At 71.0% G+C, this 25,682-nt stretch carries 21 protein-coding genes and 1 tRNA gene; 16 read left to right on the plus strand and 6 right to left on the minus strand.

What is annotated here, in order from left to right; translation table 11 throughout:
• Window positions 1-26 precede the first annotated feature (26 nt).
• On the plus strand, window positions 27-725 hold the full coding sequence (locus CQ044_RS05730; RefSeq protein WP_105687521.1) for an MBL fold metallo-hydrolase: 699 nt from the start codon (window positions 27-29) through the stop codon (window positions 723-725).
• A 133-nt stretch (window positions 726-858) separates the two neighbouring features.
• On the opposite strand, the gene CQ044_RS05735 is transcribed toward CQ044_RS05730, so the two are convergent.
• Window positions 859-2,352, minus strand: coding sequence for a PucR family transcriptional regulator (locus CQ044_RS05735; protein ID WP_105687523.1), 1,494 nt, complete (start codon window positions 2,350-2,352; stop codon window positions 859-861).
• A gap of 112 nt (window positions 2,353-2,464) precedes the next feature.
• Here CQ044_RS05735 and gabT point away from each other — a divergent pair, with 112 nt between their 5' ends.
• The 6 genes from gabT to CQ044_RS05765 all read left to right on the plus strand — a co-directional run bounded on the left by gabT (window position 2,465) and on the right by CQ044_RS05765 (window position 10,848).
• Window positions 2,465-3,826 (plus strand): 4-aminobutyrate--2-oxoglutarate transaminase, encoded by a 1,362-nt coding sequence (gabT, locus tag CQ044_RS05740; RefSeq protein ID WP_105687525.1) that lies wholly within the window; start codon window positions 2,465-2,467, stop codon window positions 3,824-3,826.
• 136 nt (window positions 3,827-3,962) lie between these two features.
• Window positions 3,963-5,381, plus strand: a complete 1,419-nt coding sequence (locus CQ044_RS05745) for an NAD(P)/FAD-dependent oxidoreductase (RefSeq protein ID WP_105687528.1) — start codon at window positions 3,963-3,965, stop codon at window positions 5,379-5,381.
• A complete protein-coding gene (locus tag CQ044_RS05750; RefSeq protein WP_105687530.1) occupies window positions 5,378-6,328 on the plus strand; it encodes a universal stress protein in 951 nt (316 codons plus the stop codon). The genes CQ044_RS05745 and CQ044_RS05750 overlap by 4 nt, the downstream gene beginning before the upstream one ends.
• Entirely contained in the window at window positions 6,325-7,887 is a 1,563-nt protein-coding gene (locus CQ044_RS05755; protein WP_105687533.1) for an APC family permease, read from the plus strand. The genes CQ044_RS05750 and CQ044_RS05755 overlap by 4 nt, the downstream gene beginning before the upstream one ends.
• A gap of 48 nt (window positions 7,888-7,935) precedes the next feature.
• On the plus strand, window positions 7,936-9,399 hold the full coding sequence (locus tag CQ044_RS05760) for an NAD-dependent succinate-semialdehyde dehydrogenase (protein WP_105687535.1): 1,464 nt from the start codon (window positions 7,936-7,938) through the stop codon (window positions 9,397-9,399).
• A gap of 87 nt (window positions 9,400-9,486) precedes the next feature.
• Window positions 9,487-10,848: an aldehyde dehydrogenase family protein gene (locus CQ044_RS05765; protein ID WP_105687537.1), complete on the plus strand. Its 1,362-nt coding sequence runs from the start codon at window positions 9,487-9,489 to the stop codon at window positions 10,846-10,848.
• Window positions 10,849-11,224: 376 nt separating this feature from the next.
• Here the strand turns inward: CQ044_RS05765 and CQ044_RS05770 are convergent, their stop codons facing one another.
• Window positions 11,225-11,827 carry a TetR/AcrR family transcriptional regulator gene (locus CQ044_RS05770; protein ID WP_105687539.1) on the minus strand — a complete coding sequence of 201 codons (603 nt, stop codon included), beginning with the start codon at window positions 11,825-11,827 and terminating at the stop codon, window positions 11,225-11,227.
• Window positions 11,828-11,881: 54 nt separating this feature from the next.
• Between CQ044_RS05770 and CQ044_RS05775 the strand changes: the two genes are divergently transcribed.
• Together CQ044_RS05775 and poxB are read left to right on the plus strand one after the other, a co-directional pair.
• Complete coding sequence (locus CQ044_RS05775; RefSeq protein ID WP_105687541.1) at window positions 11,882-12,505, plus strand: NAD(P)-dependent oxidoreductase; 624 nt, start codon at window positions 11,882-11,884, stop codon at window positions 12,503-12,505.
• A gap of 68 nt (window positions 12,506-12,573) precedes the next feature.
• Window positions 12,574-14,298 carry a ubiquinone-dependent pyruvate dehydrogenase gene (poxB, locus tag CQ044_RS05780; protein ID WP_105687544.1) on the plus strand — a complete coding sequence of 575 codons (1,725 nt, stop codon included), beginning with the start codon at window positions 12,574-12,576 and terminating at the stop codon, window positions 14,296-14,298.
• Window positions 14,299-14,349: 51 nt separating this feature from the next.
• On the opposite strand, the gene CQ044_RS05785 is transcribed toward poxB, so the two are convergent.
• A complete protein-coding gene (locus CQ044_RS05785; protein WP_105687547.1) occupies window positions 14,350-17,175 on the minus strand; it encodes a hypothetical protein in 2,826 nt (941 codons plus the stop codon).
• A 78-nt stretch (window positions 17,176-17,253) separates the two neighbouring features.
• Window positions 17,254-19,146 carry an HSP90 family protein gene (locus CQ044_RS05790; protein WP_374954850.1) on the minus strand — a complete coding sequence of 631 codons (1,893 nt, stop codon included), beginning with the start codon at window positions 19,144-19,146 and terminating at the stop codon, window positions 17,254-17,256.
• Window positions 19,147-19,376: 230 nt separating this feature from the next.
• Between CQ044_RS05790 and CQ044_RS05795 the strand changes: the two genes are divergently transcribed.
• From CQ044_RS05795 to rplA, 5 genes are all read left to right on the plus strand, one after another.
• A tRNA-Trp gene (locus CQ044_RS05795) sits at window positions 19,377-19,449 on the plus strand.
• Window positions 19,450-19,488: 39 nt separating this feature from the next.
• Entirely contained in the window at window positions 19,489-19,764 is a 276-nt protein-coding gene (gene secE, locus CQ044_RS05800; RefSeq protein ID WP_045272112.1) for a preprotein translocase subunit SecE, read from the plus strand.
• A 55-nt stretch (window positions 19,765-19,819) separates the two neighbouring features.
• Window positions 19,820-20,842: a transcription termination/antitermination protein NusG gene (gene nusG, locus CQ044_RS05805; protein ID WP_105687549.1), complete on the plus strand. Its 1,023-nt coding sequence runs from the start codon at window positions 19,820-19,822 to the stop codon at window positions 20,840-20,842.
• A gap of 349 nt (window positions 20,843-21,191) precedes the next feature.
• Window positions 21,192-21,623: a 50S ribosomal protein L11 gene (gene rplK, locus CQ044_RS05810; RefSeq protein ID WP_045272000.1), complete on the plus strand. Its 432-nt coding sequence runs from the start codon at window positions 21,192-21,194 to the stop codon at window positions 21,621-21,623.
• An 11-nt stretch (window positions 21,624-21,634) separates the two neighbouring features.
• Window positions 21,635-22,321, plus strand: coding sequence for a 50S ribosomal protein L1 (gene rplA / locus CQ044_RS05815; RefSeq protein ID WP_105687552.1), 687 nt, complete (start codon window positions 21,635-21,637; stop codon window positions 22,319-22,321).
• 105 nt (window positions 22,322-22,426) lie between these two features.
• On the opposite strand, the gene CQ044_RS05820 is transcribed toward rplA, so the two are convergent.
• Complete coding sequence (locus CQ044_RS05820; RefSeq protein WP_105687554.1) at window positions 22,427-23,035, minus strand: TetR/AcrR family transcriptional regulator; 609 nt, start codon at window positions 23,033-23,035, stop codon at window positions 22,427-22,429.
• A 123-nt stretch (window positions 23,036-23,158) separates the two neighbouring features.
• Between CQ044_RS05820 and CQ044_RS05825 the strand changes: the two genes are divergently transcribed.
• Both CQ044_RS05825 and CQ044_RS05830 read left to right on the plus strand, forming a co-directional pair.
• Window positions 23,159-23,965 carry a sugar phosphate isomerase/epimerase gene (locus CQ044_RS05825; protein WP_105687556.1) on the plus strand — a complete coding sequence of 269 codons (807 nt, stop codon included), beginning with the start codon at window positions 23,159-23,161 and terminating at the stop codon, window positions 23,963-23,965.
• Window positions 23,965-25,104 carry a Gfo/Idh/MocA family protein gene (locus tag CQ044_RS05830; protein ID WP_105687558.1) on the plus strand — a complete coding sequence of 380 codons (1,140 nt, stop codon included), beginning with the start codon at window positions 23,965-23,967 and terminating at the stop codon, window positions 25,102-25,104. The genes CQ044_RS05825 and CQ044_RS05830 overlap by 1 nt, the downstream gene beginning before the upstream one ends.
• Before the next feature lie 59 nt (window positions 25,105-25,163).
• Here CQ044_RS05830 and CQ044_RS05835 read toward each other — a convergent pair whose 3' ends face one another.
• Window positions 25,164-25,637 carry a DUF1772 domain-containing protein gene (locus CQ044_RS05835; RefSeq protein WP_105687560.1) on the minus strand — a complete coding sequence of 158 codons (474 nt, stop codon included), beginning with the start codon at window positions 25,635-25,637 and terminating at the stop codon, window positions 25,164-25,166.
• Window positions 25,638-25,682: the final 45 nt, after the last annotated feature.

Here is a 25,682-nt window from a genome sequence, read left to right on the forward strand (position 1 = left end):
CATCATAGCTATATAGCGTAGCCATCATGAACGCAGAGCTCATCCGGATCGGCGACGACATCGTCGCCATGCATGCCGTCGTCACCGACGAGGGCATCACGCTCATCGACGCGGGCCTGCCGGGCGACCGGCGGATCCTGCAGCAGGCGCTCGCCGCAGCGGGTCGCCGCCCCGAGGACATCCGCGGCGTCGTTCTCACCCACGGCGACAGCGATCACATCGGCATCGCCGAGTGGCTGCGCACCGAGTACGACGTGCCGACGTTCGTGCACGAGGCGGACGCGGGTCGCGCACAGGGGGAGAAGACGCCGGGGGCATCGGGCGGCGCCATGCGGCTCGGGCCGGCGCTGCAGTTCTTCGCCGCGGCGCTGCGCCGAGGCGGGATGCGCACGAAGCACCTCGGCGCAGTGCGCACGATGCGGGACGGGGACGTGCTGGACCTGCCCGGATCGCCGGAGATCATCGGCCTCCCCGGCCACTCTCCCGGATCCGTCGCCATCCGCGTCCCTGCGGCCGACGCGATCTTCGTCGGCGACGCCCTCACCACACGCCACGTGCTGAACGGATCCACGGACGTGCAGCTCGGCCCGTTCAGCGATGCCCCGGAGCAGACGCCGGAGAGCCTCGAGCGCCTGCGCGACCTGCCGGAGGGCACGATCGTGGTCGGGCACGGCCCGATCTTCCACGGCACCGCTGCCGAGATGATCGCGGCGCGGAAGCGCTGACCGCGAGCGTTCGGGTCGCGGTTCTCCCGTTCGGGTCGCGATTTCTGCTGCTGCGACCTCAGCCTTCGAGCAGTTTCTGCGACCCGAAGGGGTGTGGGCGCCCTGGACGGGGCCAGAGCTGACAGCGGTCCGGTCAGTCGCCCGCGGTCCGCAGCGCGGCCCAGAGCTCCGCGCGCGCCGGGAAGGATCCGAGATCCGCGCCGAGGATCGACGCCGCCTGGGCGATCCGGGTGCGCAGCGTGTGCCGGTGCACCCCGAGCGCGGCCGCGGCGGGCTCCAGGCGGGTGTCGTGCTCGAGCCAGACCCGCAGCGATCGCTCCAGCTCCGCCCCCTCCTGCGCATCGTGCTGGCGGAGGGGCGCCAGCAGGGACTCGGCGATCAGGCGCGCCTCATCGGTCGCGAAGGCCGCGAGCACGCTCGATTCCGCACTGTCGGCATAGCGCGTGACGGCCTCGCCCGCGCGGCGCAGTGCGGTGAGCGCCTGTGCGTGAGCGCGGGAGAATCCGCCGTACTCCTCGGGTGCCGAGACCCCGATGCGCACCCCTGTGCGTGCAGCGACCTCGTCCAGCACCCCGGCGTCCGCGACGCTCAGGCACATCACGAGCCCGTCCTCCGACTCGGCGAGGAACACGGCCGGTGCGGCGTCGCCGTGCTGCCGTTCCCACCATTCGACGACGGCGCCCTGACGCGGCCCTGCGGCGACCGCGACCACCACGGGTGCCGGCGGCAGAGCGCCGAGCACTCGCCGCGCCAGGGTCGGGTCGTCGGCGAGCAGCGAGGCGAGCAGTTGGCTGTGCAGTCGTCGCCGGCTGCGGGCCAGCTGCTCGCTCTGCTCGAGCGAGAGCCCGGCCATCGCGATGACCGAGGTCACCACGGCGCGGGTCTCCGGATCCAGAGTGCCGCTCGCGATCGCGACGACCCCGCGGAGGTGCCCCGCGCGCCCCACGGTGAGCAGGGTGTGCGCCGCGTCGCCGTCCTGCACCACGCGGTTCGCGGAGCCGCCGCGGGCGAGGAGGTCCGCCGCCGCGGCGGCGACGACCGGGGATGCCCCGCCGGAGGGGTGCTCGTGCACGAGCTGCCCCGAGGCGTCGTACATGCCCACCCGGCAGCCGAGCCGCCGGGACAGCTCGGTGAGCGTCGACTCCAGCCCGTGCGGGCGGAGCGCCGCGACCGACAGGGCGCGCTGGGTCTCCAGCGCCCAGGTGCGCCTGGCATACGCCTGCGCCGCGATCGCCTCCGAGTGCGCCCGCGCGACGGCGATGAACGGCGTGCCGTACGGCACCTCGAACAGCGGCAGTCCGGACTGCGCGCAGGCGGTGGCGAGGTCCGCCGGGATTCCGCTCCGGTGCACCTCGGTGCCGAAGCCCAGCCCCACCACCCCCCTGTCGACGAGGCGCTGCACGTACGCGCGGGTGCCTGCGGGGTCGTCGTCGGCGAACTGCGTACCCGTCGTGAGCAGGGCGAGATCCTCGGCGAGGAAGGGCGTGGGATCCGTGAGGTCGGAGTTGTGCACCCAGCGCAGCGGGAGGTCGAGGGATCCGGTGGGCAGCGCAGCCTCGGATCCGACCAGTCGCAGATGCAGGTCGACGCGACCGAGCAGGGTGCGCAGCGTGGGTTGCTGGTCCATGGGCGGGGCTCCTTCGCAGCCGATCGCGACGTGGCCGGGTCGGCGAAATCGTGATCCAGATTGTACGCCACGGCGAATGCTGCCGGGCGGGGACCTCCGTAGTCTCGACGCCATGAGCACCATCGACGCGCAGGCAGACACGCTTCCCCTCGGCGGCCCCTCCCTTCCCCAGGAGCGCCGTCTCGTCACCGAGCTCCCCGGCCCGCGCTCGGCCGAGATCCTCGCCCGCAAGGCCTCGGCCGTTCCCGCCGGAGTGGGGCACACCGTGCCCGTCGCCGCGGTCGCCGCGGGCGGCGGCGTCGTCGTCGACGCCGACGGCAACTCGATCATCGACCTGGGATCCGGCATCGCCGTGACCACGGTCGGCAGCGCGCACCCGAAGGTCGCCGCGGCCATCGCCGCGCAGGCCGCGCAGTTCACCCACACCTGCTTCATGATCTCCCCGTACGAGTCGTACGTGGAGGTCGCCGAGGCCCTCAACCGCCTCACCCCCGGCGACTTCGCCAAGAAGACCGCCCTGTTCAACTCGGGTGCGGAGGCGGTCGAGAACGCGATCAAGATCGCCCGCAAGCACACCGGCCGCCAGGCCGTCGTCGCCTTCGACCACGGCTACCACGGCCGCACCAACCTGACCATGGCGCTCACCGCCAAGGCCATGCCCTACAAGAGCGGCTTCGGTCCGTTCGCCCCCGAGGTGTACCGCGCGCAGGCCTCGTACCCGTTCCGCGACGGCCTGTCCGGCGCCGAGGCGGCGGCCCGCACGATCCTCCAGCTGGAGAAGCAGATCGGCGCCGACAACCTGGCCGCCGTCATCATCGAGCCGATCCAGGGCGAGGGCGGCTTCATCGTCCCCGCCGACGGCTACCTGCCCGCGATCGTCGAGTGGTGCCGCGCGAACGGCGTCGTCTTCATCGCCGACGAGGTGCAGACCGGCTTCGGCCGCACCGGCGCGATGTTCGCGAGCGAGATCTTCGGCATCGAGCCCGACCTCATCACCACGGCCAAGGGCATCGCCGGCGGCATGCCGCTGGCCGCCGTCACCGGCCGCGCCGAGATCATGGACGCGTCGCACTCCGGGGGCCTCGGCGGCACCTACGGCGGCAACCCGGTGGCCTGCGCCGCCGCGCTCGCCGCGATCGACGCCTACGAGACCGAGGGCCTGCTGGAGCGCGCCGTCGAGATCGGCGCGCTGCTCAAGGACCGCCTCGCCGCGATCCAGGCCGCCGACCCGCGCGTGGGCGACATCCGCGGCCACGGCGCCATGATCGCCGCCGAGTTCGTGGACCCCGCCACCGGAGCCCCGGACGCCGCGCTCACCGGCGCGGTCGCGAAGGCCGCGATCGCCCAGGGCGTCATCGTCCTCACCTGCGGCACGTTCGGCAACGTGATCCGCTTCCTCCCGCCGCTGACGATCGGCGACGACCTCCTCAACGAGGGTCTCGACGTCATCGCCGAAGCCCTCGCGGCCCACTGAGACGTCCGGGCGCGATCGGGATCGGGGGATGCTGGATCGCGCCCGGCAACTTTTCTGAACACGCAAGACAGAGCAGGACAAGACGCAGCACCGCCTGCACCGCGCACCACCGCGCAAACCGATGAAGGAGTCGAAATTGGCCGATATCACCCGTGACGTGCTCATCGTGGGAGCGGGCGCCGCAGGCACCACCGCCGCGAACGAACTGCGCAAGGCGGGTTTGTCGGTCGTGGTCCTGGAGGCCCGCGACCGTGTCGGCGGGCGGCTGTGGACCGACGTCATCGACGGCGCCATGCTCGAGATCGGCGGCCAGTGGGTCTCGCCCGACCAGGACGCGCTGATCGAGACGATCGACGAGCTGGGGCTGGAGACCTTCAGCCGCTACCGCGAGGGCGACAGCGTCTACGTCGGCCCCGACGGCGCGCTGCACCGCTTCACGGGTGAGATGTTCCCGGTCTCCGCCGAGACCGAGAAGGTCATCGCCGAGATCACCGAGCGCCTCGACGCCATGGTCGCCGAGATCGACCCGGACCGCCCGTACGCGCACCCGAAGGCCGCCGAGTGGGACTCCGTCACCTGGGACGCGTGGCTGCGCGAGCAGAGCGACGACGACGAGGCCGTGCGCAACCTCGCGTTCGCGACCGGATCCGCGATGCTCACCAAGCCGACCCACGCGTTCTCGCTGCTCCAGTCGTTGCTGATGGCGGCATCCGCGGGCTCGTACTCGAACCTCGTCGACGCCGACTTCATCCTCGACAAGCGCGTCGTGGGCGGTCTGCAGCAGGTCCCGCAGCTGCTCGCGGAGCGCCTCGGCGACGACGTGCTGCTGAACCAGCCCGTCCGCACCCTCGAGTGGGGCCCTTCGACGGGCTCAGGGACCGGCGGCGTCACCGCGACCACCGACGCGCTCACGGTCCGCGCCCGCTACGCGATCCTCGCGCACGCACCGGTGCTCTACGACCGGATCTCCTTCGTGCCGTCGCTGCCGCGCCGCCAGCACCAGATGCACCAGCACCTGTCGATGGGCTTCGTGATCAAGGTGCACGCCGTCTACGACCGTCCGTTCTGGCGCGAGCAGGGCCTGTCCGGCACCGCGTTCAGCCCGTACGAGCTCGTGCACGAGGCGTATGACAACACCAACCACGCCGACGAGCGCGGCACTCTGGTCGGCTTCGTGAGCGACCAGAACGCCGACGACGTCTTCGAGCTGAGCGCCGAGGAGCGCAAGGAGCGGATCCTCGAGTCCCTCTCCCACTACTACGGCCCCGAGGCGAAGAACCCGGTCGTGTATTACGAGAGCGACTGGGGCACCGAGGAGTGGACCCGTGGCGCGTACGCCGCGAGCTTCGACATGGGCGGCCTGCACCGCTACGGCAAGGACCTCCGCGCCTCCGTGGGCCCGATCCACTTCGCCTGCTCCGACCTTGCGGGTGCCGGCTACCAGCACGTCGACGGCGCGATCCGTATGGGTCGCCTCGCCGCCGCGCAGATCCTCGAAGCGGACCGCTCCGCCGTCGCCGACGAGCTGCGCGAGCCCGCCCTGGATGGCGCATGACCCGAGCCATCGTCGTCGGCTTCCGCCCGACGAACTCCGGATCCGACGCCCTCGCGCTGGGCGTACGGCTCGCGCGCAGCGCCGGAGCGCACCTGCACGTCGTGACGGTGCTGCCCCGTGAGGGTGCGCTGTCGGCCGCGGTGCCGCCGGAGCGCTCCTACGAGACGCACATCCAGAAGCAGGCGCGCACGTGGCTGCGCGACGCCGCCGGACGCATTCCGGCCGGCGTCTCGCACTCCGGCCACGTGCGCCCGGGGGAGTCGTTCGCCGAGGGTCTCGTCGAGGCCGCGGAGGAGTTCGGGGCGGGGCTGATCGTGGTCGGCGCCGCCAACGGCGGACTGTTCGGCTACCACCGGATCGGGAGCGTCGCCAGCGAGCTGCTGCACTCCTCTCCGGTGCCCGTGGCGCTCGCCCCCGCGGGGCTCGCGCGCGGGATCGACGCAGACACGGACGTGTCCAGGGTGACGGCGGCGATCGGCACCCGGCCCGGCGCCGATGTGCTGCTGGACGCGGCCGTCCGGCTCGCCGCCATGACGGATAGCGGCCTCCGGCTCATCTCGCTCGTGCCGTTCGATGTACCGGCGGGCCTCGGCACGGGCGCCATGCGCCTGGTCGACGACGCGCTCGGCGAGGACGTGCTCGCCCGGGCGTCCGACGCACTCCCAGAGGGCGTCGACGCCGAGCTCGAGCACGCGCCGGGCGAGACCGTCGAGGAGGCCGTGGCGCGCCTGGCCTGGAAACCTGGCGAGATGCTCATCGTGGGATCCAGCAGGCTCGCGCAGCCGCGCCGGCTCTTCCTCGGCTCGACCGCGGCCAAGATGCTGCACGTGCTGCCGGTCCCCATGATCGTCGTGCCGCGCACGAGTCATGACCCGCTCGCCGACACACCGGACAAGACCGCACCGGACACCACCACCACCGAGACCGCGAAGGGAGCCGACGCATGACCGCCACCGACGAGCGCATCGCCGCGCCGACCGACGCGCCCTCAGACTCGGTGACCGGCGGCATCTCCCGCAAGGGCTTGAGCGTCGGCACGGTCGGCCTTCTCGGCGCGATCGTGATGGGCATCTCCTGCATCGCCCCCGCCTACACCTTCACCGCCGGCGTCGGCCCGACCGCCTCCGCCGTGGGCACCCAGGTGCCGGCCGTGCTGCTGGTCGGCTTCATCCCGATGCTGCTCGTGGCGTTCGGCTACCGCGAGCTGAACCGCGAGATGCCCGACTCCGGCACGTCCTTCACCTGGGCGACGCGCGCGTTCGGACCCTGGATCGGCTGGATGGCCGGCTGGGGACTCATCGCAGCGACCATCCTGGTGCTGTCGAACCTCGCCGGCATCGCGGTCGACTTCCTGTTCCTGCTGATCTCGCAGATCGCGCAGAATCCTTCGATCTCGGATCTCGCCTCCAACCCGTTCATCAACGTGGGCGTGTGCCTGCTGTTCATGCTCGGCGCGACCTGGATCTCGTATCGCGACATGCAGACCTCGCAGAAGCTGCAGTACGTGCTGGTCGGCTTCCAGCTCGCCGTGCTGCTGGTGTTCGCGGTGGTCGCGATCGTGCGCGGCGCGAGCGGCGACGCCTTCGATCCCACCCGCTTCGACATCCAGTGGTTCGATCCGTTCGCGATCTCCTCGGTCGGCGCCCTCGTGACCGGCCTCTCACTGTCGATCTTCATGTTCTGGGGCTGGGACGTCACGCTCACCATGAACGAGGAGACGAAGGATCCGGAGCGCACCCCCGGGCGCGCGGCGACTACGACCGTGATCACCATCATCTCGGTCTACCTGCTGCTGACGATCGGCATGATCATGTTCGCGGGTGTCGGGACCGGTGAGCTGGGCCTCGGGAACGAGGGCATCCAGGAGAACGTGTTCTTCGCGCTGTCGGGTCCGATCATGGGGCCGCTCGCGTTCCTCGTGTCCCTCGCCGTGCTGACCTCCTCCGCGTCGTCGCTGCAGTCCACGTTCGTGAGCCCGGCCCGCACGCTGCTCGCGATGGGGCACTACGGGGCGCTGCCGCCGAAGTTCGCCACGGTGAGCCCGCGGTTCTTCACCCCTGGTTACGCGACCGTGGTCGCCGCGATCGTGGCGAGCGCGTTCTACGCGATCATGCGCCTGGTGAGCGACACCGTGCTCTGGGACACAATCGCCGCCCTCGGGATCATGATCTGCTTCTACTACGGGATCACGGCGTTCGCCTGCGTGTGGTACTTCCGCAAGCAGTGGTTCGACTCGGCGCGGAACGTGTTCTTCACGTTCCTGTTCCCCCTCATCGGGGGGATCATCCTCCTCGGCATCTTCGTGCTCTCCCTCGTGGAGAGCTGGACGCCGGGGGCGACCGGAAGCGGTTCGCAGATCGGAGGCGTCGGGCTGGTGTTCATCCTGGGCGTCTCGGTCATCCTGCTGGGCGTCGTGGTGATGATCGTCCAGTACTTCCGATCCCCGGGCTTCTTCCGCGGGGAGACGCTCACCATGGCCGCACCGGAGAGCCTGCGCCGCCGCTGAGGCGCTGCGCGGATCCCGCAAACAGATATCGAGAAAGAAGGAGCACTCATGACCGATCAGGAGAAGACGCTGCTGGACAGCGTCCCCACCGGGCTCTACATCGCGGGCGAGTGGGTCGCCGCCGAGGGCGATAAGACCTTCGACGTGCACGACCCCGCCACCAACGACGTCGTGCGCACGATCGCCGATGCCTCGCCGGCCGACGGCATGCGGGCGCTCGACGCGGCCGTCGCCGCGCAGGACTCCTGGGCCGCGACCCCGCCGCGCACCCGCAGCGACATCCTTCGCCGCGCGTTCGACCTCGTGCAGGCGCACAAGGAGGACCTCGCGCTGCTGATGACGATCGAGATGGGCAAGCCGCTCGCGGAGGCCCGTGGCGAGGTCGGCTACGGCGGCGAGTTCCTGCGCTGGTTCAGCGAGGAGGCGGTGCGGATCTCCGGCCGTTACGGCCTGAACCCCGAGGGCACCGGCCGCATGGTCGTCTCGCAGCGTCCCGTGGGTCCGTCGTTCTTCGTGACCCCGTGGAACTTCCCGTTCGCGATGGCGACCCGCAAGATCGCGCCCGCGCTCGCCGCCGGCTGCACCGTGGTCATCAAGCCCCCGGCACTGACCCCGCTCACCACGATGTACTTCGTGAAGCTGCTCGAGGAGGCAGGGCTCCCCGCCGGTGTCGTGAACGTCGTGCAGACCTCGCGCTCCTCCGCGCTGTCGGCGCCGATCATCGCCGACCCGCGGCTGCGCAAGCTGTCCTTCACCGGGTCCACCGAGGTCGGCCGCAAGCTCATCGCCCAGGCGGCGGAGGGCGTGCTGCGCGTGTCGATGGAACTCGGCGGCAACGCCCCGTTCGTCGTCTTCGAGGACGCGGATCTGGACAAGGCCGTCGAGGGCGCCCTCGCAGCCAAGTTCCGCAACATCGGCCAGGCGTGCACCGCGGCCAACCGGTTCATCGTGCACCAGGACGTCGCGGACGAGTTCGCGCGGCGCATCACCGAGCGCGTGGACGCGATGAAGATCGGCCGCGGCACCGAGGACGGCGTCTCGATCGGCCCGCTGATCGACCACGATGCGGTCGCCAAGGCGCAGGAGCTCGTCGGCGACGCCGTCGAGCGGGGTGCGACGCTGCTGTCCGGCGGCAAGGCGCTCGAGGGCGTCGGATCCTTCTACGAGCCGACCGTGCTCGCGAACGTGCAGGCCGGCAGCGAGATCCTCCGCGAGGAGATCTTCGGCCCGGTGCTCGCGATCGCGACCTTCGCCGACGAGGCGGAGGCCGTGCGCCTCGCGAACGACACCGAGTACGGCCTGGTGTCCTACGTGTTCACGCAGGACCTCGCCCGCGGGCACCGGATGATCGACGCGCTCGAGACGGGCATGATGGGTCTGAACGTGGGCGTCGTCTCCAACGCGGCCGCCCCCTTCGGCGGCGTCAAGCAGTCCGGCGTCGGCCGCGAGGGCGGCTTCGAGGGCATCCACGAGTACCTGTCCACCAAGTACACGCTGATCCCGGTCGACTGAGACACCAGGACGGAACGCGGTCGTCCTCCGGGCGCCGCGTTCCGTCCCCTCCCGCCACCACGATCTGACCAACCGAAAGGAACCGGAATGACCGACTACGCCGTCGTCAACCCGGCCACGGGCGAGACCCTGGCCACCTACGAGACCTTCACCGACGCGCAGATCGAGGACGCCATCGCGCGCGCCCACGCCGCGGCCTCGGTGTGGGCGGCCACGCCCGTCGCCGAGCGCGCCGCGGTCGTGCGGAAGATCGCCGAGGGCCACCGCGCCCGTCGCGACGAGTTCGCCGCGATCATCGTCCGCGAGATGGGCAAGCCGCTCGCCGCCGCGGTCGGCGAGGTCGACTTCGCCGCCGACATCATCGAGTTCTACGCCGACAACGCGGAGAAGATCAACGCCGACCAGCCGCTCGACATCCTCGGCGAGGGCACCGCGGTCATCCGCAAGGCGCCCCTCGGTGCGCTCTTCGGCATCATGCCGTGGAACTTCCCGGCCTACCAGGTCGCCCGGTTCGCCGGCCCGAACCTGGCGATCGGCAACACGATCATCCTCAAGCACGCACCGCAGTGCCCCGAGTCGGCGGCGCTCCTCGAGGAGATCTACCGCGACGCCGGCCTGCCCGACGGCGGATACGTCAACGTGTACGCCACGAACGAGCAGTCGGCGACGATCGTCGCCGACTGGCGCGTGCAGGGCGTCTCGGTGACCGGATCCGAGCGCGCCGGAGCGGCCGTCGCCGAGGTGGCGGGACGCAACCTGAAGAAGGTCGCGCTCGAGCTCGGCGGATCCGACCCGTTCATCCTGCTGTCCACCGACGACCTGGATGCCACGGTGCAGGCCGCCGTCGACGCGCGCCTGGACAACAACGGACAGGCCTGCAACGGCGCCAAGCGCTTCATCGTCGTGGACGGTCTTTACGACGCGTTCGTGGAGAAGGCCGTCGCGGCCCTGTCCGCGGTCACGCCGGCCGACCCCACGCGGGAGGACACGGTGCTCGGCCCGCTCGTCTCCGAGGCCGCAGCGATCAACCTGCAGAAGCAGGTCGACGACGCCGTGGCGCAGGGTGCGACCCTGCTCACCGGAGGCACCCGTGACGGGGCGTTCTACGCGCCGACGCTGCTCGCCGACGTCACGCCCGCGATGGACGTGTACCGCGAGGAGCTGTTCGGTCCGGCGGCCGTGGTGTACCGCGTCGCCGACGAGGACGCGGCGGTCGCGCTCGCGAACGACACCTCGTTCGGTCTCGGCTCCTACGTGTTCACCACCGACGAGGCCCAGGCCGAGCGCGTGGCGAACAGCATCGACGCGGGCATGGTCTACGTCAACGTCGTGCTCGCCGACAGCCCGGAGCTGCCCTTCGGCGGCGTGAAGCGCAGCGGCACCTCGCGCGAGCTGGGCCTGCTCGCCGCCGACGAGTTCGTGAACAAGAAGCTCATCCGCGTGGCCTGATTCCGGCAGCTCGGATCTCCTCCGGCCCGTCCCTGCTCGATCGAGGGGCGCGCCGGAGGGAAGGGGCGGGCGTCGCATATCCTGCGACGGCCGCCCCTTCGCCGTCCCCGCTCTGCGACGGGAGCGTCCTTCCGTCTGCTCCGGTCGCAGAAGGTGCCGTTACGGGCGCGCGAAAGCGGCATCCGTTGCGACGGGAGTGTACTTCCGTCTGCTCCGGTCGCAGAAGGTGCCGTTACGGGCGCGCGAAAGCGGCATGCGTTGCGACGGGAGTGTCCTTCCGTCTGCTCCCGTCGCAGAAGGTGCCGTTACGGGCGCGCGAAAGCGGCATGCGTTGCGACGGGAGCGGCAGGATCCGCCCTGATCGCGGGATCCGCGCTCAGTCGGCCGCGGGGACCAGGCCTGGAAGCACTGCGTCCACGATGCCGGCGGCGATGCGGTCGGCATCGGGCACCGCGTCGAGGCCCTCGAACGCCGCGAGGAAGCCCTGATGGAACGCCGCCCCGACGAGCATGCGCGCGGCGGAGGCGGTGTCGGCCTCCGCGCGGATCCGGCCCGCGTCCTGCTCCGCGACGAGGCGGGCGCGGACGCCGTCGATCACGGTCGCGGGGCCGCCGCCGTGCGAGGCGACGCCCTCGCGGTGCTCGGCGAGCAGCGCCGGCGACCCGAAGATCGAGGCGGCGATCGGGAACGTGCGGGTGAAGAACGCCATGAGGTCGGCGACGAGCGCGGCGAGTCCGGCGGCGAGGCTCTCGCCCCCGGCATCCGCCTCGAAGCGGGCGCGGGGCGTGCGCTCCCGCAGCACGCTGAGGAACAGCTGCTGCTTGTCGGCGAAGTGCTTGTAGAGCATCGCCTCGGACAGGCCGGCCTGCGCCGCGATGAGCTTCGTCGTGGTGTTCGCGAGTCCCCGTTCGCGCATCACGCGCAGCGCGGCATCGAGGATCCGCTCACGCGATGAGGGGGCAGGGGTGGACGCGGCCATGATCCGAGTATAGTGAGTGAGTAATCACTCACCCCTCACGAGAAGGAGAAGCGGATGCGTGTCGTCATCGTCGGAGCATCGGGTCGATCGGGCGGGGCCGCGGTCGCGCACGCCCTCGCCGCCGGTCACGAGGTCGTCTCGGTCGTGCGCAGGCCCGAGTCCGCGCCGGAGGGGACGATCGTCGCCACTGCGGACGCGCGGGACGTCGCCGGGCTCACCGCCGCCCTGCGCGGCGCCGATGCGGTGATCTCCACGATCGGGCACGTCCGCGCGGACGGCGATGTCGTGCTGCTCCAGGAGGGCATGACGGCGCTTCTCGCCGCGATGGACGCCGCCGGCGTAGCCCGCGTGATCGCCGTGTCCGCGTCCGGGGCGTATGTGGCGCAGGACGACCCGCTGTCCCGGTTCGTCGCGAAGCCCATCCTCGAGCGCGTGCTGAAGGCGAACAACACCGACACCCGGGCCATGGACGCGGCCCTCGCCGCCAGCGCTGCGGAGTGGACGAGCCTGCGCCCGTCCCGCCTCATCCCCGGCACGGGGGGCGCCGACTACCGGGTGAGCGTCGACCGCACCGTGCGCTGGCACTACAGCACCCGCTTCGACACGGTGGGGCGCGCGGCGGTGCAGGCGCTGTCGCGTCCGGAGTGGATCCGGCACGCCGTCTACATCACGGAGTAGCGACGGCCCCGCCTGCCGCCTGCGGGCGTAGCCTCGAGATGTCCTGTTTGCTTTCACGAGAGGCCGCCATGACCACCGTCGCCGAGAACATCGTCAGCACCCTCCGCGCGAACGGGGTGAAGCGCGTGTACGGGATCCCCGGGGACTCCCTGAACGGCTTCACCGACGCCTTGCGCAAGGACGGCGCACTCCGCTGGGTGCATGTGCGCCATGAGGAGACGGCCGCTTTCGCCGCGGCCGCGGAGGCCGCGCTGACAGGGGAGCTCGCCGTCGTCGCCGGATCGTGCGGGCCGGGCAATCTGCACCTCATCAACGGCCTCTACGACGCCAACCGCTCGCGGGTGCCCGTGCTCGCGATCGCCGCGCACATCCCGACCAGCGAGATCGGCACGCAGTACTTCCAGGAGACCCATCCGCAGGAGCTGTTCCGCGAGTGCAGCGTCTACGTCGAGTACGTGTCCGACCCGGCGCAGATGCCGCGGCTGCTGGAGATCGCGATGCGCCAGGCGATCGAGAAGCGCGGCGTGGCCGTGCTCGTCATCCCCGGCGACATCGCGCTCGCGCAGGCCGAGGACGACCGCGTGACCGTGATCGAGCGCAGCAGGCCCGTGGTGGTGCCGAGCGGTGCGGAGCTGGAGCGCGCGGCGACGCTGCTGAACGCCGCATCGAAGGTGACGATCCTCGCCGGCGCGGGTGCGGAGGGGGCGCACGACGAGATCGTGGCTCTCGCGGACCGCCTCGCCGCGCCCGTCGTGCACGCCCTCCGCGGCAAGGAGTTCGTGGAGTACGACAACCCCTTCGACGTGGGGATGACGGGCCTTCTCGGCTTCGCCTCCGGCTACCGGGCGATGGACGGCGCCGACGCCCTGCTGATCCTGGGATCCGATTTCCCCTATCCGCAGTTCTACCCGGCGACCGCGACGACGATCCAGGTCGACATCCGCGGGGAGAACCTGGGGCGGCGTCACCCCCTGGATCTGGGCCTCGTCGGCGATGTCGGCGCGACCGCGGCGGCGCTGCTGCCGCGGCTCAAGGCCGACCGCCGGCGGGCGCATCTCGACGATGCCACCGCGCACTACCGCAGGACCAGGGCCAAGCTCGACGAGCTCGCGGTGCCGTCTCGCGGGAAGGCGCCGATCCACCCGCAGTACCTGGCGCGACTGCTCGACGAGGCCGCAGCGGAGGACGCCGTCTTCACCGCCGACGTGGGCTCGCCCACGGTCTGGGCGGCCCGCTATCTGCACATGAACGGCCGGCGCCGGCTCATCGGATCCTTCAACCACGGATCCATGGCGAACGCCCTGCTGCACGGCATCGGCGCGCAGGCGACCGAGCCGGACCGTCAGGTGGTGGCGCTCGCGGGCGACGGCGGGCTCACCATGATGCTCGGCGAGCTCATCTCGCTCACGCAGAACCGGCTGCCGGTGAAGACCATCGTGGTGAACAACTCCTCGCTCAACTTCGTGGAGCTGGAGATGAAGGCCGCGGGTTTCGTGAACTACGGCACCGATCTGCACAACCCCGACTTCGCCGCCGTCGCGGAGGCCATGGGCATCTTCGGGCGCCGCGTGGAGCGCAGCGAGGATCTTCCCGGCGCGCTCGCCGAGGTGCTCGCGCATGACGGGCCTGCGCTCCTGGATGTCGTGACCGAGCGGCAGGAGCTGTCCATGCCACCGGCGGTGAACGCCGAGCAGGTCAAGGGCTTCGCGCTGTACGCGATCCGCACCGTGCTCTCCGGGCGCGGCGACGAGCTGCTCGACCTGGCGAAGGCCAACTGGCGCCAGCTGTTCTGAGCAGGGTCGGATCCGATCCTCGGCTCTCGGCGGGATCGGATCCGATCCGGTTCAGTCCTCGGCGAGCCGGCGCACTTCGGCGGCCTCTGCGTCACGGCCGAGACCCTGCAGGACATCGCCGAGCTCGAGCGCGGCGATCTGGCGGAGCGGCGGGATGTCCGCCGACTGGTCGAGCACCGCGCGGTAGGCGGCGACGGCATCCGCCGAGCGCCCTCCGCCGTTGAGAGCGCGGGCGGCGAGCAGCGCGGAGCCACCGGCGGACTGCGCGTCGCCGACGGCGGCGAACGCATCCGAGGCGGTGAGTGCTGCGGCCACGCCCTCGTCCACCCGCTCCGCGGACAGCAGCGCCCTGGCGCGGGAGTCCGTGACGTCGGCGACGACCCAGTCCGCGTCGTTCGCGCGCGCGACGGCCTCGACCTCGTCGAACAGGGTGAAGGCGCGAGGATCCTGCTGCGCGCCGTAGGACTGGCCGAGGTTGTGCAGCACCTCGACCACGGCGGCCGGGGCGTCTTCGGCCGTGCGGACGAGCGCCGCGGCCTCCTCGAGGGTCTCGATCGCCTGATCCCGCTCGTCGTACTGGGCGAGGATCTGGGCGCGGTTCATCAGCGCGAGCGCCTGATCGGCGGGGTTCTCGGCCTCGCCGAACAGCTCCGCGGCGTAGCCGAAGGCGCCGTACGCCTGCCCGCCCTCGCCGGCTGCGCGGAGAGAGCGCGCGAGCATGAGCGCGGTCATCGCCCTGCTGCCTGCGGGGACCTCATCGGCCTCCTCGAGCTGCAGCACCTCGCCGAAGAGCTCCGCAGCCTCCTCCACCGCTCCGGAGTTCAGCATGCTGCGCGCCACCCGGTACTTCGCTCCTGCGACATCTCCTCCGTGCTGCTCCAGCAGGCGGGCGCCGACACGGTAGCGCGCGAGCGCCTGCTCCGGCTCCTCCGCGTCCTCCCAGAGCGCGCCGGCGAGCATCTGCGCCCCTGCGAAGCGCGACATGCTGCCGAGCTCCGCCAGGATCCGGCCGGCCTCGTCGGCGTCGACCGCCCCCTCGGCGAACGCGCCGCGCCCGCCATGGACGCGCGCCCGCATCTCGAGCATCCGCGCGCGCACGCCGCGCGTGATCGCGGGGTCGGCCAGCAGCGCGTCGATCCGTGCGAGCGCCTCGTCGACGCGCTCGGCGCGCAGCAGCGCCATCGCCGCGCCGATCTCGGCGCCGTGCCCGAGGCGGGCGTCTCCCGCCTCGGCGAACAGCGCCGCCGCCTGCTCGGAGAGCTCGAGCGCCGCGGCCGGGTCCTCGTCGCCGAACTCGAACGCCAGGGTGAGGGCGATGTCACCCCGCGCCGCCGGAGTCAGCGCGGCAGGCCCGGACGGATCCGCGGACGCGGCGAACAGCTCCGCGAGGGCGGCGTTGTCGGCCGCCGTCGCGGTGCCGAACAGGGCCAGCCCGAACCGCTCCTCGACGTCGGCCTGAGCGTCGCGGCCCGCGGCGCGCAGGGACCGGAGGCGATCGGGCAGGAGCTCGGTCGCCTCCTCGATGCGCTCCAGGTTCACCAGGGCGGCGAGCCGCTGGCCGGTGAGCACCGCGCGGCGTTCGGGATCGACCCTGTCGATCACATGCGCCAGGGCGTCCAGCGTGTCCGCGGCCGCGCCGTAGCCGGCGAGGTCGAGCACGCGGCGGTACCAGCCCTCGTCGTCGGTCGGGGTCGCGTCCACCGTGGGCGCCGCGAACACGTCGCTGCGGATCGGCACGTCGTAGCGGTCGCCGGCGGTCTTGCGCGCGAACTGCAGCCGTCGCGCGTGGTTGTCGGTGCCGTCGCGCTCGTCGAACCGCGCGCCGATCCGCTCCGCCGCGGCCCAGGCGGCCGCCGCGAGCTCTGCGGCGGACCATGCGGTGCCGTCCGCGCCGCCGTGGGCGCCGAAGAACCGCTCCAGATCGGGGGAGTCGGCCCCGCGCACCGGTGTGTCGCCGTGCCCCGCCGCCGTGACCGCGTCGAGGGCGGTGCCGATCGCGGTGAGCATCCGGAAGTGGCCCTGCGCGTTGAGGGCGTCGTGGGCGAGCCAGGGGAGGTGCCGCTCGATGAGGGTGAGCGCGCGGGCCTCGTTGCCGCTCAGCGCGCAGAACCGGATGCTGTTCGCGATCGCGGTGAGCAGATCCGGGTTGTCCTTCGCGAGCCGGTAGCTGCGCAGGTGCGCCGCACGCGCCTGCTCGCCGCGGCCGAGGCGCAGGTACGGCAGCAGCGAGACCGACAGGGCGTGCTCGGGCTCCTCTCCGCAGGAGAAACCGCCCTCGAGCATCTCCTCGACGAGGCGGATCGCGTCCTCATCGCGGTCGGTGTCGGCGAAGAATCCCGCCACCTGGCTCCGGCCGCACGCGTCGCAGTGGCTGTGCGAGTCGCGCGGCGTGGCCTCCAGCTGCACGCGCAGCCGCTCCGCGTCGTCCATCCGCCCTGCCGCGTGCGCATCCTCGAAGCGGGCCATCAGCACGCCGCTCATGCCGAGTCCGGCCGTGCGGTAGTGCGCCTCCATGTCGTCGAGCACCGCGGTGATCTGCTCCGGCGAGAACGCGGGCGAGCTGCGCAGCGAGGACGCCATCCACTTGAACTGCCACATCAGGTCGGCCGCGCCGTTGTCGATGTCGGCGGGGAACCGGGCCGGATCCGCGTCGTGGTGCGCGAGGCACCAGGCGAACGAGCTCAGCATCAGGTCGGTGAGACCGCCCATGTTCGCCGAGGCGGTCTGCCGCATCCTGGCCTGGTATTCGAGCTGCTCGTCGCCGATCTCCTGCGCGAGCGCGACGGCTTCGGCGACGAGCGCCTGCTCCTGGGGGCCCCAGGGCGTGCGGTCGATCTCTTCGAGGAGCCGGTCCAGCTGCGTCTTCTGTTCTGCCATGAGTTCCTCCGGGTGTGCGGACCCGCCTCTGGGCGGGGGAAGTGCGGTCCCGCTGTCGGCGGGGAGCTCACCCCGTCCTCAGGACGGGGTGAGAGGGTCGGGGTCGTCGGCCAGCGGGGGCAGCTCGAGGGCTGTCACTCCGGCCGAAAGGGCGACGAGGTCGGACAGCGCGCCTGTCATGAGCGCCCGGTCGGCGTCGCCGAGCGGGCGGTGCCCGGCGAGCAGGGCCTGGATGTAGAGCAGCTGCACGGTGCGCGCGAACACCGCGTCGTCGGCGACCGCGCTCAGCGAGCGCACCACGCGGTTGCCCCAGTTCAGGCACAGCCGGGCCGCGAGGTCGTCGTCCCGGTCCTCGCCCACGGCGCCGTCGATGCGATCCAGCACGCCGCCCCAGAGTGCGCCCGTGATGCCCTTGGTCCTGGTGCGGTCGATGCGGCGGAGCACGGTGGGATCCGCGACGTACAGCGACGGCAGCTCCGGCTGGTCGATCGTGCGCACCACGACGGCGCAGCCGACCTCGGCGAGCACCGAGGCCGCACGATCCTCGAGCGCGATCGCCGCAGACCTGTCGTCGAGCGGCGGAGGGTCCAGCCGGTCCAGCTCGCCCACGACGTCGACGCGCTCGACCGTCACCGCCGGATACAGCTCCGGCAGACGCCGGATCAGATCCGCGTCGTACAGGTAGCCGCCGTTCACCAGGATCTGCTCGGCGCGACTGATGCCGGCGACCTGGCGGAACTCGTCGACGGTCTCGGCGTAGCGGATCCGCTCGTAGCGCTCGACGAGGTCCCCCACGCTCATCGTGCCGTGCGTGGTCTCGACGGTCAGCCAGCGCGTGATGAACCGGGCGAGCTCGTCGTCGTGCCGGATGAGCGACTTGAGCCCCACCTCGTGCACCGCGACGAACTGGGCGAGCCGGTGCGGGGCGCTCAGGCCCAGCTCGAGCACCCAGCGCCTGAGCGCTCCGCCGAGCTGCTGCCGCACGAGGGCGAGCGCCTCGTCGTCGACGAGCGACTCCCGGCTCGCGGTGGGGTTCAGCCCGGTCGAGTCGATCACCGCGCGCACGAAGAACGCCCACTCCGGCAGCACGTCGTCTGCGCGTTCGGAGAGCAGCATGCGGCCGAGGTACATCCGCGTCGCCTGGCGCGCTCCCGGCGGGGGAGCGAAGGGCAGCACGTACGCGACGCCGCGCGTGCCGGTGGCGGGCTCGGCGAGCTCGATGACGTCGAGAGGAGCGGATCCGATCAGCTCCCGGCCATAGGCCGCGGTCGCGGCCGGATCCTGCCGCGGGTCCAGGAAGGGCGCCTCGTGCGTGATCTGCACGTCGCCGCCTGGCAGCTCCAGCAGCACGGTCGTGGGCAGGAACTCGGCGAAGGTCGTCGCGAGCTCGCGCACGGCGTCTGCGCGGAGCAGGTCGCCGGCGTCGAAGCGCGGCACGAGGTGCACGCTCGTGCCGAGGGGCAGGTCGTCGTCGAGCTCGCGCACCCGGAAGGTGCCGTCGGCGGATCCGACCCATTCGACTCCGCGTCCGCCGCGGGCGCTGCGGGAACGGATCACGATCTCGTCCGCCACCATGAAGCAGCTGAGCAGGCCGATGCCGAACTGTCCGAGGTAGTCGCTGCGGGGCAGGTCGAAGATGTCGCGCTTGGAGCTGCGGCCGACCGTCGCGAGCAGCTCGGCGACCTCGCTCGCGGTCAGTCCTACGCCGTCGTCGGTCAGGACGAACTCGCCGCCCTCGGCGGGCAGCGGCCTGATCCGGATGGTGCCGCCGTGTCCGTCGACCTCCCGCCGTGCCGCGATCGCGTCGCGGGCGTTCTGCAGCAGCTCGCGCAGGTACACGCGGGGCCCGGAGTAGATGTGCCGGCTGAGCAGGTCGACGACGCCGCGCAGGTCCACTTGGAACTGCTGCGATTCCGCCCGTGCCGGATCCTCCGCCGCCATCGATTCCCCCTCCGCGGCCGCAGCGTCCATGAGGGCTGCGCAGCCGTACGGCGAGCCTAACAACCAAGCGTCGGCGCTCGCGGTGCGGCGGGGGCGCGGACTCCTCCGGAGCGGGCGTGCCGCGCCCGAGATGCGGCCCCGGTTCGGAGGGCCGGTGCGGATGCCGTACACTGGACGAGCAGTTGTTGTCTGCATTCTTTCGCCGTGCCCGGGTCCTCCGGAACGCGGGAGCGGGTGCGGACAGAGATCTCCGGATCTCTAGGGCGGTAGCTCAATTGGCAGAGCAGCGGTCTCCAAAACCGCAGGTTGCAGGTTCGATTCCTGTCCGCCCTGCGCGTCGGCGCGCAGCCGGCACACGAAAGGTACTCGAGGATGGTTCAGGACGCATCGGGCGCTGTGGTTCCCACGGCGAACGGCGGCGCGGGCCGCGACAAGAAGCTGGGCTTCTTCGGTCGCATCGCGCTGTTCTTCCGTCAGGTGATCGCCGAGCTCCGCAAGGTGGTCACCCCCACGCGCAAGGAGCTCGTCAAGTACACCCTTGTCGTGCTGGGGTTCGTCATCGTGATGATGGCCCTCGTGTACGGGCTCGACATGGCCTTCTCGTGGCTGACGACGCAAGTCTTCGGGGTTCCCGGGAAAACCGCGTGATCCCGCGGCCCGGCGGCATCTGACCCCGGGCCGAACCTGAAGGAGAGAAGAACCAGTGTCCGAACGCGAACGATATCTCGGAGACGACGTCGACTGGGCGACCGCCGCCGAGCAGTCCAGCGAGGACGATGAGGCCCAGGAGGGCGACATCCTCGCCTCCGAAGAGCGCGCCGTCACGCCCGCCGAGCAGGTCGCCCTGCACATCGAGGGCGACGAGGACGACGTGGACGAAGAAGACATCGACATCGACGAAGACCCGGAGGCAGACGCGATCGTGAACGACGCTCTCAACCTGGACGAAGCAGCCGAATCCGAGGCCGCCGCAGAGGTTCTCAACGACTCCGTGGCCGAGGAAGCCGCCGATCGTGAGGCCGCGGCCGCCGACGAGGTGGCTCCCTACGACGGTCCCGACGTGAACGGCGACGAGGACCAGACCGACGAGGAGATCGTGGAGGAGGACCCCTACGAGTCCTTCCGCATGGATCTCCGCATGCTCCCCGGCAAGTGGTACGTCCTCCACTCCTACGCCGGCTTCGAGCGCAAGGTGAAGGCCAACATCGAGCAGCGCAAGTCGACGCTCGAGGTCGAGGACGACATCTACCAGATCGAGGTCCCGATGGAGGACGTCGTCGAGATCAAGAACGGTCAGCGCAAGATGGTCACGCGCGTCCGGATCCCCGGCTACGTGCTCGTGCGCATGGAGCTCAACGAGGACACCTGGTCCGTCGTGCGGCACACGCCCGGCGTCACCGGCTTCGTGGGCAACGCACACAACCCGACCCCGCTCCGCTTCGAAGAGGCGTTCAGCATGCTGAAGTCCCTCGTCGAGGTCAAGGACATCCCGACCGCCAAGGCCGTCACGGCCAAGGGCGGCACCGCCGTGGCCCGTCCGCTCGCGGCCGAGGTCGACTTCGAGATCGGCGAGACCATCACGATCAAGGAGGGCTCGTTCGCGGGTCTTCCCGGTTCGATCTCCGAGATCAAGCCGGAGAGCGGCAAGCTCACCGTGCTCGTCTCGCTGTTCGAGCGCGAGACCCCGGTCGAGCTGTCGTTCGACCAGGTCACCAAGATGATCTGACGCTTCCCCGGAAGCGCACTGCAGAACGGCCGTCCCCTCGGGGGCGGCCGTTCTCGCGTGTGGGCGTGAGCGCGGTCGTACGGATGCAGGATCCTGCTACGGATGCACGACGGATCCGCCGGAATGGTCCTGCATCCGTACCCGGATCGTGCAGGTGTTCCGGCCCGGGGTCGCCCGTGCGCGGACGCGCCAGGGATCCGGTAGACTTCTATGGTTTGTGCGCGGTCCCCGAGCTTGTCGAAGGGGCGGCGCGCGAACGCCACCGCGTTCCGGAGATGCCGGATCTGCGGGAGAGAACTCGGTCCCTGCGCTTGTCGAAGGGCCCGATCCGCTCGAGAAAGGAATCACTATGGCACCGAAGAAGAAGGTGACCGGCCTGATCAAGCTTCAGATCAACGCCGGTGCAGCCAACCCGGCGCCGCCGATCGGCCCCGCGCTCGGTCAGCATGGCGTCAACATCATGGAGTTCTGCAAGGCGTACAACGCCGCGACCGAGTCGCAGCGCGGCAACGTCATCCCCGTGGAGATCACCGTCTACGAGGACCGCAGCTTCACGTTCATCCTGAAGACCCCGCCGGCGGCCGAGCTGATCAAGAAGGCTGCGGGCGTGCAGAAGGGCTCCGCCACTCCGCACACCGTCAAGGTCGCGAAGATCAGCGCCGAGCAGGTCCGTCAGATCGCCGAGCAGAAGCAGGCCGACCTGAACGCGAACGACATCGACGCCGCGTCCAAGATCATCGCCGGAACCGCCCGTTCCATGGGCATCACGGTCGAGGGCTGAGGGAGATAACAATGGCTAAGTCCAAGGCTTACAACGCCGCCGTCGCGAAGATCGACGCGGATCGTTTCTACACCCCGACCGAGGCTGTCGCCCTCGCGAGGGAGACCGGCTCCGCGAAGTTCGACTCCACCGTCGAGGTCGCGCTGAAGCTCTCCGTCGACCCGCGCAAGGCCGACCAGATGGTGCGCGGCACCGTCATCCTCCCGCACGGCACCGGCAAGACCGCCCGCGTCATCGTGTTCGCGACGGGTCCGGCCGCTGAGGCCGCGATCGCCGCGGGTGCGGACGAGGTCGGCGGCGCCGAGCTCATCGAGAAGGTCGCCGGAGGCTGGACCTCGTTCGACGCGGCCGTCTCCACCCCGGAGCTCATGGGCCAGGTCGGCCGTCTCGGAAAGGTGCTGGGCCCGCGTGGTCTGATGCCGAACCCGAAGACCGGCACCGTCACTCCGAACCCGGCCAAGGCCGTCGAGGAGATCAAGGGCGGAAAGATCGAGTTCCGCGTCGACAAGCACGCCAACGTGCACTTCGTCGTCGGCAAGGCCTCGTTCTCGGCCGAGCAGCTCGACGACAACATGAAGGCCGCGCTCGAGGAGATCGTTCGCCTCAAGCCGTCCAGCTCCAAGGGCCGCTACATCCAGAAGGGTGCGGTGTCGACCACGTTCGGCCCCGGCATCCCGCTGGACGTCAACGCCATCTGAGCCCTTCGACAGGCTCAGGAGACGCTCTTCGGAAGACCCTCGCCCCTCGGGGGCGGGGGTCTTCTGCGTATCCGGGACTCGATGCTCGCGGGAGCCGCGGAGGCGCTATCCGTCGGTACCCGGCTCGCGCAGCAGCCGCTCGAGGACGGTAAGGGCCTCGTGCTGCGGAGCGTCGTCGTCGAGCAGCCACTGGGTCTGCAGGCCGTCCGAGGCGGCGATGACGAGTGCGGCGGCGGCGACCGGATCCACATCGGCGCGCATCCGCCCGTCGCTCTGCTGCTGACGGATCCGGTCGCCGAGCTCGGCGCGCAGGTTCGCGAACCGGGTGCTCGCGAACGCATGCGCCACGGGGTGGTCGTCCTCGAGAGCTGTTGCGACCAGCGAGGAGTACAGCTGCACGAGGCCGGGCACCTCGCGGTTGGCGCGCGCGGATTCGATCATCATCGTCATCGGCGAGGTGTCCGCAGGCACGGAATCCTCGTCGTGGTGACTGCTCTCCTCGTAGACCGCGACCAGCAGCTCCTCCAGAGAGCCGAAGTAGTGCGAGAGGGCCGCGTGGGTCACTCCGATCTCCCGGGCGATGGCGCGAAGGCTGGTGCGACCGGATCCACGTGCCGCGAACACCTCGATGCTGCGATCGAGGATCTCCTGGCGTCGGGCGACGCCTTTGGCGTACACGCCCTGGCGAGGCATCGGCGGGTCGGCGGCGGGCATGTGATGATTCTACGCATGAAAAACCTCCATGCGGAGGTTTTTGATGCTAGTCTGCTCGTCACGGCGAGCCGGCCCTCGCTTCCGCTCACGAACCAGTCACCGCAGACACCCAAGGAGTTACCGATGCCGGTCCAGACATCCATCCAGCTGTTCACCCTGAAGTCGCAGCTCGACGACGACCTCGAGGGAACGCTCGCCGCCGTCGCAGCCCGCGGGTTCACCACGGTCGAGCCCTATGACTTCGTGCACCGTGCCGCGCCGTTGGCCGCCGCCCTCGCCGCCGCCAGCCTGGTCGCGCCCTCGGGGCACGCGTTCCTCGCATCCGACTCGTTCGTGAATCCGGACGGATCCGGGACCTCGATCGCGGTCCCGTCGCACGACGAGGTGTTCGCCGCAGCGAAGACCCTCGGCATGAGCATCGTCATCGATCCCTACACCGAGCCCGCCCGCTGGGAGTCGGTCGCGCAGATCGAGGACACCGCCCGGCGCCTCAACGCCGCCGCGGTCGCCGCGGAGGCGCACGGCCTGCGCGTCGGCTACCACAATCACGCGCACGAGCTGGAGGCCGTGTTCGACGGCGTCACCGGGCTCGAGGTGCTCGCAGGGCTGCTCGACGAGCGCGTCCTGCTCGAGGTCGACCTGTACTGGGCCGCCCGCGCGGGCGCCGACCCGGTCGCCCTGCTGGAGCGCCTCGGCGACCGCGTCGTCGCCGTGCACGCCAAGGACGGCACGCTCGATCCCGAGGCGATCCGCGCCTACCCGCCGGCCGATCAGGTGCCAGCCGGTCAGGGCGTCGTGCCGCTCGCCGCTGCCGCCGCGGCGGCTCCCGCGCTCGAGCTCGCGATCGTCGAGTTCGACCGCTTCGACGGCGACATCCTCTCCGCGATCGAGCAGAGCCGGATCTTCCTCGACGAGAACGTGGCCCGCTGATGGCAGCGTCGTCCGGCCCCGTCGGCGTCGGCATCATCGGCGCGGGGAACATCAGCGACCAGTACCTGACGAACCTCACCCGGTTCCCCGACGTGCGGGTGCTCGCCGTCGCGGACCTCATCCCCGAGCGGGCGAAGGCCCAGGCGGCGAAGTACGGGGTGCCCGTCTCCGGCGACGTCGACGCCGTGCTCGGCGATCCCGACATCGAGTTCGTCGTGAACATCACCCCGCCTGCCGAGCACGTCGGCGTTTCGCTGACGTCCCTCGACGCGGGCAAGCACGTGTGGACCGAGAAGCCGATCGGCGTGAGCCGTGAGGAGGCCGCGCGCATCGGCGCCAAGGCCGCCGAGCTCGGGCTGCGCGTCGGCGCGGCGCCCGACACCGTGCTCGGCCCTGGCGTGCAGACCGCGAAGCGCGTGATCGCGCGCGGCGACATCGGCCGCCCGCTCTTCGCGCAGACGACGTTCCAGTGGCAGGGGCCGGAGATCTTCCATCCGGACCCGGCGTTCCTCTATGCGAAGGGCGGCGGTCCGCTGCTCGACATGGGCCCGTACTACGTCTCCACCCTCGTGCACGTCTTCGGCCCGGTCGCCGCGGTCGCGGCCCTCGGACTGCAGGGCGCCCCGACCCGGCGCGTGCAGCAGGGACCGAAGGCCGGCGAGGAGTTCCCGGTCGAGATCCCCTCGACGCTGGGCGTGCTGATGGAGTTCGAGCGCGGCGGTCAGGCGCAGAGCCTGTACAGCACCGATTCGCCGATGCTGCGCCACGGGATCGTCGAGATCACCGGCACCGAGGGCACGCTGACGATCCCGGATCCGAACACCTTCGGCGGTCCGATCACGATCACCCGGCCGCTCACCCGTCTCTTCATCCCGCCGGAGCCCATCGAGCAGGAGGTCGTGGACATCGCTCAGGAGGGCGTGGTCTCCGGCCGCGGCCTCGGCCTGCTCGACATGGCGCGCTCGATCCGTGCCGGCCGTCCGCACGTCGCGACCGGCGAGTTCGGTGCGCACGTGCTCGACACGCTGCTGTCGATCGAGGAGTCGGCCGAGTCCCGCAGCTTCGTCACGGTGCAGAGCACTCTGGGGGAAGTCGGCTCCCTCGGGGCCGACTTCGACCCGTACGTCGCGACGCTCTGAGCTTCGTTTCGAGGGGCCTGCCGCTCGGGCGACGGGCCCCTCGACCCGACAGCCGAGGCTCAGCGCGCCACGAGTGCGACGCACAGCAGCACCAGTGCGAGTCCCTGCAGGGCGGCGCGCAGGGGGATGATCGACTCCCACCGATCCTGCAGCGTCCGGGCGTCGGCCGGCACGGTGCCCGCGAGGGCGGCGGCGGTGAGGGTGGCGTTGATCGGCTTCGCGATGCGGGCGAACAGCAGCAGCCAGAGGAGCAGTGCCGCGAGCGCGACGGCGGCGAGGACTGTTGCGGCGGTGCTGCCGGCGAGCGCCGAGAGTGCGACGGTCGCGGCGGTGAGCGCGACGCCGGCGATGCCGACGACCGGCAGCCGACGGTCGCCGTAGTAGTGCCCGCGCCCGACCACCTGCACGAGGGTCGGCGCATCGACCTCGGCGTAGACGGCGCGCAGCACGACGGCGGCGAGCACGTCCGTGCCGAAGATGACGGCGATGGCGGTGATGGCGCCGATGGCGGTGATGACGATCGCGAGGGACATGGCTTCTCCTTTTCGCGTTAGCAGTGCTAACAGTTAGCGATGCTA

Source organism: Microbacterium sp. MYb64, from assembly GCF_002979495.1.
GTDB classification, from domain to species: Bacteria; Actinomycetota; Actinomycetes; order Actinomycetales; family Microbacteriaceae; genus Microbacterium; species Microbacterium azadirachtae_A.